The organism is Pseudomonas sp. A25(2017) (genome assembly GCF_002001065.1).
GTDB classification, from domain to species: Bacteria; Pseudomonadota; Gammaproteobacteria; order Pseudomonadales; family Pseudomonadaceae; genus Aquipseudomonas; species Aquipseudomonas kilonensis.
In genome coordinates, this window is the sequence record NZ_MUOA01000035.1 from 53,101 (window position 1) to 66,235 (window position 13,135).

The window sequence follows — 13,135 nt, forward strand, 5'->3', positions numbered from 1 at the left end:
GCTCGGTCCACTGGCCGAGGGGCATGGCGTGTGTGTCTACAACTTGAAAGTGTCGACCACACTCCTGAGGCGTCCGACTTCAAAATCCAGTTCCCCACACGCCTTGAGGGTCGAGCACAAGTTGTCGGTGGCATGGCGATTCAACTGACTGATCTCATGAACATCCCGAGTAAGCTGGTCAACAGCACTGGTTTGCTCCTCGGTTGCCGCGGCGACCGTCAGGCACATCTCATCGATCTCGATGATGCGTGACACCACGGTCAGCAGGCTGTCCCCGGCCTCGGTCGCCACCCGTACACTTTGGCTGCCGATTTCATGGCTGCGCAGCATGGTCTTGGCCGCCTGGGTAGCCCCCTCCTGCAGTGCCTCGATCACCGTCCTGATTTCTTCGGTCGCTGTCTGGGTGTGGTGGGCAAGGCTTCTGACTTCGTCCGCCACCACGGCAAACCCGCGCCCGGCCGCTCCGGCCCGGGCTGCCTCGATGGCCGCGTTCAAGGCCAGCAGGTTGGTTTTTCCGGAGATCGTCGAGATGACCTCCAGCACCTTGCCGATATTGGCGCTTTTGGCGTTGAGTTCTTCGATCTGTACGCGGGTTTCTTCGATGTTTGCTTGCAGGCTACTCATGGCATTGACCGTGTTCTCGACGAGCCTGCAGCTCGAATCGATCTGCGCCCTGGCGCTCGAGGCGCCTCTGGACGCCGCCGAGGCACTCGAGGCGATTTCTTGCGCCGACGCCCCAAGCTCCTCAATGGCCGCCGCCACATTGCTGGTAAAGCCGGATTGGTGTTCCGACTTCCCAACCGAGGAGTTGGAGGCCGTCAGGACCTTGCGGGTGGCCTCTTTCAGGGAGTTCGTCGTCGATGAGACTTCGGTGATGGAGGCATGGATCCGGTCGCCGAAGCGATTGAAACTCACGGCCAATTGGCCGAATTCATCCTTGGACAGGATCGACAAGCGTCGGGTCAGGTCACCGTCGCCCTGGGCGATATCTTCCATCGCGTGACTGATAAGGCGCAGGGGTTTCATCAACACGCGAATAAGCAGCCCGAGCAGCAGCAGGGTGGCCATGCCGGCAACGATTGTCGTGATGATCGCCGAACTGCGGAACGCAGCAAGACTGGCCATGGCTGCCTGTTTGTCCAGGACGATGCCGATGTACCAGTCTTTCATCGGCAAACCCTTGATCGCAGAGAACAGGGTGAATTTCACGCCATCGACCGTAGTGGCTTCCACCAATCGATCATTGAGCGTCGGGGTGTTGCCCGGAAACAGATCGGACAGTGTCTTGCCGATCAGCGCCTTGTCGGGGTGAACCAGTATTTTACCTTCCTTGCTCACCACAAAGGCGTATCCGTTGCCCTCGAAGGCTTGCGCGTTGAGCGTCTGGGAGATCGTCTCGATGTTCAGACTGGCGCCCAGGACACCGAGCGTTTGCTGCCCGGCGTGGATGGCGACCGCCTGGGTGATAATCGGGTAGTCGATCCCGGCCCCTACGTAGGGTTCGGTCATCGCCACGCCATGGTCTGCGGCGTCTATGTACCATTGCCGTTGCCTGCTGTCGTAATCGGCTGGCATCTGCCTCGGGGGATGGATCTGGAACCCACCGTCACGGGTACCCGCATAACCTGCGATAAATTGGCTCATGAGCACTTGGCTTTGCAATTTGTCGAGTATGTTTTGCGGCGAGGGATCGTCGCCGATGAGTTCGGCAAATCCCCTTAGCAGAATCATTCGTCCGTCCAGCCAGCTCTGGATATCATGTGCCATCGCTGCCGAGAGGGCGCGGGTGTGTTCCTCGATTTTTTTTACGTTGTCGTCGCGCAACCGAACATCATTCAATACGGTGAATGTGCAAAACACCGTCATGATAAGCAACGAAGCAATCAGTAGTATCTTCTGGTTAAACCTGAGACTTTTCATTGCACTTTCTCTGAATAAGGATCGGTTGCGCAGGGACAAAGGTCGCCGTCAGCGGATTACCAAAGTGCTAATGTGTAACTCACGATCAGGCGGGTTTCATCCAGGTCATTGCCGAAGTTCGAACGAACCGTAGCGTTTCTGAGTTTGACCCCGAGGTTTTTTAGCGAACCGCTTTGGATCACGTAACCGATATCCGTATCGCGCTCCCACTCTTTGCCCGTGTTACTGCCCCCGACCAACGCGTTGTCACCCTGGACGTAGCGACTCATGAACGTCAGCCCGGGAATGCCCAGTGCCGCGAAGTTGTAGTCATAACGCAGCTGCCAGGAGCGTTCCTGAGTGTTGGCAAAGTCATTGATCTGGACAAAGTTGACCAGGTACGGGTCGCTATTGGCAATGTACGGGAAGGGATCGTCACCGCTCATGTGTTGATAGGCGGCCGTGAACACGTTGGCGCCCAGGGTGTAGGCAACCAGTCCGTTCGCTGCCCGGTTATCGAGCGGGCGGAAGTTACCGTCATCGGTACTTTTCGAATAACGTAGATCGAACTTCAGCGACTGCTGCGCGGCAAGGGGAATTTCATAGACGACGCCGCCAAAGAACTGCCGGTAGACATTTTCCAGATTGCCGTAGAACAGACTTGTGCTAAGGGCTTTGTTGAAACTGTAGGTACCACCGGCAAAGCGGAAGTCATCACTGACACCGCCGATGCGGTTCCCCGTGAAGTCCTGATAGTCCGAAGAACTGTTGAACTTGATTTGCGCCAGCTTGCCCCCTTGCAGGACCAACTGATCAATGTCTTTGGAGGTCAGTAGCGCGCCTTCGAACGTGGAGGGCAGCAGGCGTGTGTCATTGCTCGATACCACGGGTGTACGGAAGGCGAGTGAGCCAGCCTTCAGAACCGTTTCCGACACCTTCGCCTTGGCCGTCAGCTCAAGTTTGGAATATTCGTCCTGTGAGCCACGGCCGTTTTTCGAACTGAGATCAGCCGGCAACAGGCCCGTGCCACCTGAACCATCACCGCCGTCAAGCTTGAGGCCGAGCATGCCAACGGCGTCGATGCCCAGGCCCACGGTGCCGGCGGTATAACCTGACTCGAACCGCAACATGGCGCCCTGGGCCCATTCTTTTGCCGCGTCCCGCTGGGCCGTCGGAGGGCCGTTGCGAAAGTCACGATTGAAGTAGAAGTTACGCAGTTCAATACTGGCCTTACTGTCGGCAATAAAATCTGCAGATGCCGTGAATGGGAAAATCAACGCGCAAGTACCCGCAATAGCGAACGCCTTATTGATTGACATGCTCTTTATGCTCCAGATAACGGCAGATTTATTTGTTGGGTTTTATCGTTATTTTGATTGCAAAGTTACATCTACAGTTTTCTGCGGGCAGCACGCGGCAACCGGGGTATTACCCCGTTGCGCGTACTGACTGCGAAAAGAAAAGTTTTAAATCAGTGAGCTGTTTGGATGCGGCCAATGACGGAGCCGGCTTCAAAGTAGTCGCCTGCTTGTTTGGCGATCTGCACCTGGCCTTCACACGGTGCGAGGACCGAGGTTTCCATTTTCATGGCTTCTACCACCGCGATCACTTGCCCCGCGCTCACCGACTCGCCGTCTTTGACGACCCAGGTATGCAGATTACCCGCCACGGGCGTCACTACCGCCTGCGGATCAGCGGCCTCGGATGGGGCCGCGCTTTCGCTGGCGCTACCCGCAGCGTTCAAGCTGACGCCTCGCAGCAGCGCAGCCGGAAGGCCCAGTTCATGGCGCTTGCCGTCGATCTCGACAAACGTGCGCAGGATGCCAGGGTCGGCGGATACGGCGGTACGTGGGGCGAGCGTGATCTGTTCGGCGAAATCGGTCTCGATCCAGCGCGTGTGCACGGCGAATTTATCGGCACCGGTGAAGTCGTCATGGTCCATCACGGCCCGGTGGAACGGCAGCACCGAGGCAATGCCTTCAATGTTGAATTCAGCCAAGGCGCGCCGGGCGCGGACGATGGCCTGTTCGCGGGTGGCACCGGTGACGATCAGTTTGGCCATCATCGAGTCGAAGGTGCTGGGCACTCGCGAGCCGCTTATCACGCCGCTGTCCAGGCGAACGCCCGGGCCAGATGGCGGCAGGAAATCGGTGATCTGACCGGGGGTGGGCAGGAAGCCCTTTCCTGGGTCTTCCGCGTTGATGCGAAATTCGAAGCTGTGGCCACGCGGGGGTGGCGTCTCACTGAAGGACAATGGCAAACCGTCGGCGATCCGCAGTTGTTCGATCACCAGATCCACCCCAGTGGTCTCTTCGGTCACCGGGTGCTCGACCTGCAAGCGGGTATTGACCTCGAGGAACGACAGGGTGCCATCCTGGCTGAGCAGGAACTCCACCGTGCCGGCACCGACGTAGCCGGCTTTGGCGCAGATATCCTGAGCGGATTGATGAATCCGCTGGCGCTGTTCGTCGCTGATAAAGGGCGCTGGCGCTTCCTCCACCAGCTTCTGATTACGCCGCTGCAAGGAGCAGTCACGCGTGCCGACGACGACGACCTTGCCGTGTTTGTCGGCGAGGATCTGCGCTTCGATGTGCCGAGGACGGTCGAGGAACTGTTCGACGTAGCATTCGCCACGACCAAAGGCCGCTTGCGCTTCGCGCACGGCGGAGGCGAACAATTCAGCCACTTCATCCATGCGCCAGGCGACTTTCATGCCGCGTCCACCGCCGCCAAAGGCAGCCTTGATGGCAATTGGCAGGCCGTGCTGTTCGGCAAAGGCCAATACTTCGGCGGCGCTTTCGACCGGGCCAGGCGTACCGGCTACCAGAGGCGCCCCGACCAGTTGGGCAATTTTTCGCGCCTCGACTTTGTCGCCGAGCACGTCGATGGTCTGCGGGTTGGGACCGATCCAGATCAACCCTGCGTCGATCACCGCCCGGGCGAAGTCGGCCCGTTCAGACAGAAAACCATAGCCGGGGTGCACGGCATCGGCGCCGCTGCGTTTGGCGACGGCGATCAGTTTGCCGATATCCAGGTAGGTCTCGGCCGGGCGCTGGCCATTGAGTGAGTAGGCTTCGTCGGCCTGGCGCACGTGCAGGGCGTCGATGTCCGCGTCGGCATAGACCGCAACAGACTGCACGCCGTAGTCGCGGCAGGCGCGGGCGATGCGGACGGCAATTTCACCACGGTTGGCAATCAGTAATTTTTTCATGGAAGTTTTTTCACATCGGCAGTTGAAGAGGCTTGCGTAACGGGTTGAATCTCTTTGAAGCCGTCCACAGGGTTGAAGCGAATCTGCGCATTGATAGGGATCTGGCCAGCCAGGTCGAGATGGTAGTGGGCAACTGCGCCGATCACCGGATAGCCACCGGTCAACGGGTGATCGGCGAGAAACAGAACCGGTTGGCCGCTGGCCGGAACCTGAATGGCGCCGACGCAGGTGCCTTCGCTGGGCAACTCATGGTGGTTGCTGCGCGCAAGCGGCATTTCACCGGCCAGACGAATACCGACGCGGTTGGACTGTGGGGTGACGCGCCAGAGCTGGCTGCTCAGACGCTGGATAGCGTCTTCGGTAAACCAGTCGGTACGCGGTCCCATGACCACGTCAAGGGTGATGATGTTGGCAGTAGTAGGCAGCTCAAAGGCCGGGGCTTCGTTCAGCGATACGCTGGTTCCCGTGGTCAGTGTCGTAAAACCCAATAGGTCGCCGACGGCGAGCGCCGGGGGGCCGACCTGGGCCAGGGTGTCTGTGGACAGGCTGCCTAGCACCGGAGCGATGTCAAAGCCGCCGCGAATCGCCAGGTAGCTGCGCAGCCCCGCGAGGGGGGAACCCAGGCTGACGCGGTCACCCGCGTCCAGCTCGATGGGCTGGTAGTGACTTGCCTGCCATTGCAGGCCACTGGCGTTGGTGATTGTGACCGGGGTTTTCGCACCGGTGACAGCGATCACGGCACGGCCATGGCAAACGAAGCTCAGGCCGCCGAGTACCGATTCCACACAGGCCATGTCCGAGCTGTTGCCGACCGCGCGGTTGGCTGCCCGCAGCGCGCCCTGGTCCAGCGCGCCGGAACAGGATACGCCTTGGCCGGTCTGGCCGGGACGGCCCATATCCTGCAGTACGCTGTGCAAACCGGGGGTGATGATTTCCAGATAGGTGCCGCTGGGCGCGGTGGCGCTTGCCGGTACCGTGGGGGCGGGCAGGCCACCCGCCGGGAGCGGGCCGGCATCGGTGAACCGTACTTTATAGCCTGGACGCAGCAAGGCCGATTCAGCGCGGTTCAGGTCCCACATCTGCAAAGGCGTGACGCCGATGATCTGCCACCCACCGGGGCTGGCTTGTGGATAAATCCCGCTGAATTCCCCCGCCAGGGCAACCGCACCTGCGGGTATGCGGGTGCGTGGAGTTTGTCGGCGAGGCACCTGGAAACCGGCACCGCCAGTGAGGTAGGCGAAGCCCGGCGCAAATCCGCAGAAGGCCACGCTGTAGTCATGGGCGGTGTGGCGTTGGACCACTTCGGCGCGGCTGATCCCCAGCAGCGTGGCGACCTCGTCAAGGTCTTCACCATTGTAATGGACGGGAATTTCCACCCGGCGATGCTCGATCTCGCGGCGCTGGCTCAGGTCCTGGCCAGCGATACGATTGACGAGCGCCTGCTGGGCAATGGCGCTGGGGCGAAATTGGATCAGCAGCGTTCGTGCGGCAGGAATGATCTCCTCCACGCCAGCAATAGGTTCGGCCATCAGGGCGTCGAACAACGCCAGGGTCTCGTCCAGGTCTTTCAATTCGACGAGCAGGGCGTCCAGGTTGACGGGTAGAAAACGCACAGGAAACTCCTAGACGTGATAGGTGCTGTCAGGCACATCGGTGATGAACATATGGCCGGGCGCATGGGTAATGGCAAAGGGCACGCCCGAGGCCACGACCGCGGCCTGGGGCGTTACACCGCAGGCCCAGAACACCGGGATCTCACCGGGTTCGATGCGTACGGCGTCGCCGAAGTCGGGTCGATTCAGGTCCTGGATCCCGAGCAGCGCCGGTTCGCCGATGTGCACCGGGGCGCCATGGACTGAGGGATAGCGCCCGGAGATACCGCTCGCCTCGGCCACGCGATCGGCTGGAATCGGTCGCATCGATACCACCATTTCACCCTGTAGACGTCCCGCCGGACGGCAGGCACGGTTGGTCCGGTACATCGGTACGTTGCAACCATCAGTGATATGCCGCACTTCGATGCCGGCCTCTTGCAGGGCCGTTTCAAAGGTAAAGCTGCAGCCGATCAAGAAGGCCACCATGTCGTCGTGTTCGGCCCAGGCCTGAGTGGCGTCGCTGACTTCCTCCACCAGTTTCCCATCACGCCAGATGCGGTACAGGGGGATATCGGTGCGCAGGTCGGCCCCTTCAGCCAGCAGCGTACCTGGGCTGCCAGCGTCGCTGACGTCAAGGATCGGACAGGCTTTAGGATTGCGCTGGGCATACAGTAGAAAGTCGTATGCCCAGGCGCGCGGCAAGGCGATCAGGTTGGCCTGGGTCATGCCCGGCGCGATACCTGCCGTGGGGGTGACCAGGCCGCCACGGTAGGCGGTGCGTGCTTGGCGGGCAGCGGCGATGGCCGCCTGGCGGGCGAGATCAAGAGCGTTCATGGGCGTCCTCCGGCAAAGGGCAGCAAGGACATGTTGGCCTGTTCCAGTACGCGGCGCAGCTCGCGGGCCATTTCCACCGCTGCCGGGCTGTCGCCATGGACACAGATCGAGTCGGCCTGGATTCTGGTCAGGCTGCCATCGATCGCTTCGATGGCACCGTCTTCAACGAGGCGCAGCATACGTTGGGCGACGAGCTTGGGATCGTGCAGCACGGCGCCTGGTTCGCGGCGAGAGACGAGGGTGCCCTGTGGCGTATAGGCACGGTCAGCGAAGGCTTCGGCGATACACTGCAACCCCTCGTTGCGGGCCAGTTCAATCAGGCTTGAGCCTGCCAGGGCAACCAATATGAGGTTGGAGTCGATCGTGCGGATGGCTTCGATCACGGCCAGCGCCTGGCGGCGATCGTGAGCAATGGTGTTGTACAAGGCGCCATGGGGCTTCACATAGCGCACGCAGGTGCCGGCGGCCTTGGCCAGGCCTTGCAGCGCGCCGATCTGGTAGATCACGTCGGCAGTCAGCTCATCGCTGGCCACGTCCATGTTTCGTCGGCCAAAGCCCACTTTGTCCGGGTAAGCGACATGGGCACCAATGGTGACATTTTTTGCCGCCGCCGCTTTCAGTGTCCGCAGGATGCCGGCAGGGTCTCCGGCGTGAAAACCGCAGGCGACATTGGCGCTGGTCACGACATCGAGCATCGCGGCATCGTCGCCCATGTGCCAGGCGCCAAAGCTTTCACCCAGGTCGCTGTTGATATCTATCGTTGGCATTCACGTGACTCCTTGTTCGTTATCGGGCTCAGGCGACGTTGAGGAAGGCGAAGATCGGCCCAACGGATTTGATTGCCATGTACCAGGTCAGCAGGCAGGTCAGGGCGCCCAGTACCAGCAGCCAGCGTGGGTAATGGTAACCGCCCATGAGGTCGGACCGGCGCCAGCCGACGTAGATAAAGATGCTCAAGCCGATTGGCAGTATCAGGCCGTTGAAACCGCCCGCGAAGAGCAGCAGTGCGGCAGGAGCAGTCCCCATCAGGACAAAGATCAGCAGCGATAGGGTGATGAATACGGTGGTGGCGCGGTTGCGACCCTGCTCAGTGATGTCCGGCTTGAACACGGTGATAAAGGAAATGGAGGTGTAAGCGGCGCCGATCACGCTGGTGATACTGGCGGCCCAGAGGATGAGACCGAAGACGCGCAGGCCGAACTGCCCGGCTGCCGCCTGGAAGGCTTGTGCGGCCGGATTGGCGCCCTGGCCCGAGGTGTCGATGACTACGCCGCTGGCAACAACGCCGAGGATGGCGAGAAACAGGATGTAGCGCATGAGGCCGGTGACCATGATGCCGCCCAGGGCTGCCTTGGTCACTGCCTGGAGATTTTCTACCCCGGTAGTACCGCGGTCCAGCAGTTTGTGGGCCCCCGCATAGGTGATGTAACCACCGACCGTGCCGCCGACGATGGTAGTAATGGTGGCGAAATTGATCTGGTCCGGAAGTACGGTCTGGTAGAGGGCTTCACCCAGTGGCGGGTTAGAGGCAAAGGCCACGAACAGCGTCAGGGCAATCATCACCAGGCCCAGCACGACGATCAGCCGGTCGACGGCCAATCCGGCGCGGTGGGAGAGGAAGATGCCGATGGCCAACAGGGCGCTGAGACCGCCGCCCCATTTTGCATCAAGCCCCATCAGCGCGTTCAGGCCCAGCCCGGCACCGGCGATGTTGCCGACGTTGAACACCAGCCCGCCGAAGATCACCAGAACCGCCAGCAGGTAGCCACTGCCTGGAATCGCTTTGTTGGCCACGTCTGCGGCACGCATTCGGGTCAGGGTGACGATACGCCAGACGTTAAGTTGAACCACGAAGTCGATCAGAATCGAGGCCAGGATACCGAACGCAAATGCCGCACCCATCTTGGCCGTGAACGTGGCGGTCTGGGTGATGAAGCCAGGGCCGATGGCGGACGTCGCCATCATGAAAATTGCGGCGATCAGGGAAGCGCGTCGCGTCTTTGTAAAATCTTGAGCGGTCTGTGTCACGGCTGTCTGTGTCACGGCATCAATTCCTACGGTGGGAGATATTTTTTATTGAGCAACGAGCGTGCCAGGACTCAAACATCCGTCTGTAAGTGTTGATCTATAGCGCCTAGATTGTTCAACAATCAATTTGCTATGAGGCTACAATTTGCACCAAATTGTAACCTTGTCACTCGTGGGTGTTACTTAATGATGCAGGCAACACCCTTGCTCCTTGCCATGGGCTGGGCTCTCATGGAACATCAAAGTGACTTCCTCATATTCTGGATTGCACATGAACGACGTTTCACCTTCCCTTCCTCGCTCGCTGGGAGAATCCATTACCCAGGAGATCCGCAGAATGCTGGTCGAAGGTGAGCTGGTTCCGGGCCAGCGGCTGTCCGAAGCGGCCCTGGCCGACAACCTGCAGATTTCACGCAACACCTTGAGGGAAGCGTTCAGGGTCCTGACGCGGGAGGGGTTGCTCAAGCATGAACCCAATCGCGGGGTGACCGTGGCGGAGCCGGATATGGCCTCGATCATTGACATCTATCGTGTGCGCCGTTTTATCGAATGCAAGGCCATCGCGCAGGGTTATCCGCTGCACCCGGGAACATTGCATATGCGCGAAGCCGTGGAAGCGGGCATGCGAGCGCGTGAGGCCAAGGATTGGATCGCAGTCGGCACCGCGAACATGATGTTCCACAAGGCGATCGTCGAACTCGCCGACAGCCCGCGCCTGGTGGTGTTCTACGGGCAGATATCGGCCGAGCTGCGGTTGGCCTTCGGCCTGCTCAATGATCCCGAATTCCTGCATATGCCCTATGTCGACATGAACGTTTCAATCCTGCGCTGTATCGAAGAAAGGCGACCCGAGGAAGCCACCCAGATGCTCGAAGCCTATCTGGTGCAATCGGAGCGCACTGTTCTGGCAGCCTACGAACGCTGCATGAACCGATAGCGCCAGGTGAGCGCTTCGCAAGCAAAGCCACACCTATCGTTTTTTCCGCTCAGGCCCTCACACCCACCTTATAGTTCCGGGTATCGATGGGTGATTTCCTGGGGCGGCCGCGTGGCACCGGGCAGGCCAAGTCGCCGTTGGTCTTCGCGAGCCAACTCAGCACCCATGTAGCGTTCGATATGAGCGCGGTCGTGAGCCAGGTTTTCAGCGCTGATTGAGTGACGGATCTTGCCTGCGATGTAGACTCAGGGGGCATGGAGGAGAGTGAAGATGGAGCCGATACTGGAACTGGAAAGCGCGCGGCTGCTGTTGCGGCAGTGGCGCGATGATGACTTGCCGGAATTTGCCGCCATGTGCGCCGACCCGCAGGTGATGCGTTATTTCCCGGCGCGCTTGAGCCGCCTGGAAAGCGCTGCCCTGATCGGTCGCGTGCGGGGACATTTCGCCGAGCATGGTTTTGGTTTGTGGGCCCTGGAACGCAAGGACACTGGCGCCTTCATTGGCTTCACCGGGCTGGGAGTGGTCGGGTTCGATGCGCCTTTCACACCGGCTATCGAGATCGGTTGGCGCCTGGCCCGGGAGCACTGGGGCCTGGGGTATGCCAGCGAAGCGGCGTGGACCGCCCTGCGTTGTGCCTTCGACCAGTTGACGCTGGACGAAGTGGTGGCGTTCACCGCCGTCGACAACCTGCCATCGCAAAAGGTCATGCAGGCCATTGGCATGCAGCACGACCCGGCTGACGACTTCGAACACCCGACACTCGCCGTCGGTCATCCGTTGCGTCACCATGTGCTCTATCGCATCAATCGTGAACAGTGGTTGCAGACCCTGCACGGTTAGCCGACACGGACGTTTACCATGCCCGCCAAAATGGCCCGGGCCACTATCATAGACTGCGCGGTTTTTGCGCTGTGTGAGGAATGTCTGAATGAGCCACGTGTTGGAAGATCTGGTCGACCTGCTGACCCTGGAACCGATCGAAGAGAACCTGTTTCGCGGACGTAGCCAGGACCTGGGGTTTCGCCAGTTGTTCGGCGGCCAGGTACTGGGCCAGTCGTTGTCGGCGGCTAGCCAGACCGTGGAAGCGGCGCGCCATGTGCATTCGATGCACGGTTATTTCCTGCGTCCAGGCGACGCTGCGCTGCCGGTGGTCTACCAGGTGGACCGCGTGCGCGACGGTGGCAGCTTCAGCACCCGCCGGGTGACGGCGATCCAGAAGGGCAACCCGATTTTTACCTGCAGTGCCTCGTTCCAGTACGACGAAGAGGGCTTTGAGCACCAGAGCAGCATGCCGCAAGTCGTCGGGCCGGAGAACCTGCCGTCCGAGCTGGAACTGACCCAGCAGCGTGCGCACCTGCTGCCCGAGCACATGCGCGAAAAACTGCTGTGCCCCAAGCCGATCGAAGTACGCCCGGTCACCGAAAAAGACCCTTACAACCCGCAACCGGCCGACCCGGTCAAATACGTGTGGTTCCGCGCCGATGGCGCCCTGGCGGATTCGCCGGCCTTGCACAAATACCTGCTGGCCTACGCGTCGGACTTCGGCCTGCTGACCACTTCGCTGCTGCCCCACGGTAAATCGGTGTGGCACAAAGACATGCAGGTCGCCAGCCTCGACCACGCCTTGTGGTTCCATGCCGACCTGCGCGCCGATGACTGGTTGCTCTACGCCATGGACAGCCCGTGGGCCGGAAATTCCCGCGGGTTCTCCCGTGGCAGCGTGTTCAACCGCGCCGGGCAACTGGTGGCCTCGGTGACCCAGGAAGGCCTGATTCGCCATCGCAAGGACTGGGCATGAGCCTGGCCGAGGTCCGTCACTGGGTGTTCGACATGGATGGCACGCTGACGATCGCCGTGCATGACTTCGCGGCGATCCGCGTGGCCCTGGCGATTCCGGCCGAAGACGACATCCTGACCCACCTGGCCGCGTTGCCAGCGGAGGAAGCCGCGGCCAAGCATGCCTGGCTGCTGGAGCACGAACGGGACCTGGCATTGGGCTCCAGGCCCGCGCCGGGGGCGGTCGAGTTGGTGCGCGAGCTGGCCGGGCGCGGCCATCGCCTGGGCATTCTCACCCGCAACGCCCGCGAGCTGGCCCACGTCACCCTCGAAGCCATCGGCCTGGCGGACTGTTTCGCCGTGGAAGATGTGCTGGGCCGCGACGAAGCACCGCCCAAGCCTCACCCCGGTGGCCTGTTGAAGCTGGCCGAGGCTTGGAACGTGGCGCCCGAGGCGATGGTGATGGTGGGCGATTACCGTTTTGACCTGGACTGCGGACGTGCGGCGGGCGCACGGACGGTGCTGGTGAACCTGCCGGACAATCCGTGGCCGGAGCTGACGGATTGGCATGCGCGGGATTGTTCGGCGTTGCGGCGGATGTTGTCGGCTTGAGATTTGTGTGGACTGGTTAATCGCTTTCGCGAGCAAGCCCGCTCCCACAGTGGACCTGTGGTGAACATAAATTTTGTAATCGACAGGGAACCCCTGTGGGAGCGGGCTTGCTCGCGAAAGGACCCTCCCAGTCGACATAAGGCTTACTGACCAAACAACACCTTCAACCCCTCAGGCGAAGTCAACATCACATCCCCGTTATGCCCCACCCCCGGCACTTCGATCAGCCGCTGGTTCACCCCC

11 protein-coding genes and 1 pseudogene are annotated in these 13,135 nt (G+C 60.8%); 4 read left to right on the forward strand and 8 right to left on the reverse strand.

Annotation, left to right across the window (positions count from 1 at the left end):
• Positions 1–36 precede the first annotated feature (36 nt).
• The 7 genes from B0E42_RS02725 to B0E42_RS02755 all read right to left on the reverse strand — a co-directional run bounded on the left by B0E42_RS02725 (position 37) and on the right by B0E42_RS02755 (position 9,567).
• On the reverse strand, positions 37–1,920 hold the full coding sequence (locus tag B0E42_RS02725; RefSeq protein ID WP_077505572.1) for a methyl-accepting chemotaxis protein: 1,884 nt from the start codon (positions 1,918–1,920) through the stop codon (positions 37–39).
• 56 nt (positions 1,921–1,976) lie between these two features.
• Complete coding sequence (locus B0E42_RS02730; protein ID WP_077505574.1) at positions 1,977–3,218, reverse strand: OprD family porin; 1,242 nt, start codon at positions 3,216–3,218, stop codon at positions 1,977–1,979.
• Between the two features lie 152 nt (positions 3,219–3,370).
• A complete protein-coding gene (locus B0E42_RS02735; RefSeq protein ID WP_077505576.1) occupies positions 3,371–5,110 on the reverse strand; it encodes a biotin carboxylase N-terminal domain-containing protein in 1,740 nt (579 codons plus the stop codon).
• On the reverse strand, positions 5,107–6,723 hold the full coding sequence (locus B0E42_RS02740) for a 5-oxoprolinase/urea amidolyase family protein (protein ID WP_077505578.1): 1,617 nt from the start codon (positions 6,721–6,723) through the stop codon (positions 5,107–5,109). The genes B0E42_RS02735 and B0E42_RS02740 overlap by 4 nt, the downstream gene beginning before the upstream one ends.
• 9 nt (positions 6,724–6,732) lie before the next feature.
• Positions 6,733–7,539 carry a putative hydro-lyase gene (locus B0E42_RS02745; protein ID WP_077505580.1) on the reverse strand — a complete coding sequence of 269 codons (807 nt, stop codon included), beginning with the start codon at positions 7,537–7,539 and terminating at the stop codon, positions 6,733–6,735.
• The gene (locus B0E42_RS02750) at positions 7,536–8,306 is read right to left on the reverse strand and encodes a LamB/YcsF family protein (RefSeq protein WP_014340334.1); all 771 of its coding nucleotides are present in this window, start codon (positions 8,304–8,306) and stop codon (positions 7,536–7,538) included. Before B0E42_RS02750 ends, B0E42_RS02745 begins: the two co-directional genes overlap by 4 nt.
• Positions 8,307–8,334: 28 nt before the next feature.
• Positions 8,335–9,567: an NRAMP family divalent metal transporter gene (locus B0E42_RS02755; protein ID WP_077505584.1), complete on the reverse strand. Its 1,233-nt coding sequence runs from the start codon at positions 9,565–9,567 to the stop codon at positions 8,335–8,337.
• A gap of 271 nt (positions 9,568–9,838) precedes the next feature.
• Between B0E42_RS02755 and B0E42_RS02760 the strand changes: the two genes are divergently transcribed.
• The 4 genes from B0E42_RS02760 (at position 9,839) to B0E42_RS02775 (ending at position 12,892) form a co-directional block, all read left to right on the forward strand.
• Positions 9,839–10,504 carry a GntR family transcriptional regulator gene (locus B0E42_RS02760; RefSeq protein ID WP_074849481.1) on the forward strand — a complete coding sequence of 222 codons (666 nt, stop codon included), beginning with the start codon at positions 9,839–9,841 and terminating at the stop codon, positions 10,502–10,504.
• A 270-nt stretch (positions 10,505–10,774) separates the two neighbouring features.
• Positions 10,775–11,344: a GNAT family N-acetyltransferase gene (locus tag B0E42_RS02765; RefSeq protein ID WP_018604974.1), complete on the forward strand. Its 570-nt coding sequence runs from the start codon at positions 10,775–10,777 to the stop codon at positions 11,342–11,344.
• A gap of 88 nt (positions 11,345–11,432) precedes the next feature.
• Positions 11,433–12,302 (forward strand): acyl-CoA thioesterase II, encoded by an 870-nt coding sequence (tesB, locus tag B0E42_RS02770; RefSeq protein WP_018604976.1) that lies wholly within the window; start codon positions 11,433–11,435, stop codon positions 12,300–12,302.
• A complete protein-coding gene (locus B0E42_RS02775) occupies positions 12,299–12,892 on the forward strand; it encodes an HAD family hydrolase (protein WP_024618220.1) in 594 nt (197 codons plus the stop codon). The genes tesB and B0E42_RS02775 overlap by 4 nt, the downstream gene beginning before the upstream one ends.
• A gap of 143 nt (positions 12,893–13,035) precedes the next feature.
• Here B0E42_RS02775 and B0E42_RS31400 read toward each other — a convergent pair.
• A pseudogene (locus B0E42_RS31400) lies at positions 13,036–13,135 on the reverse strand (alpha/beta hydrolase); the annotation flags it as partial.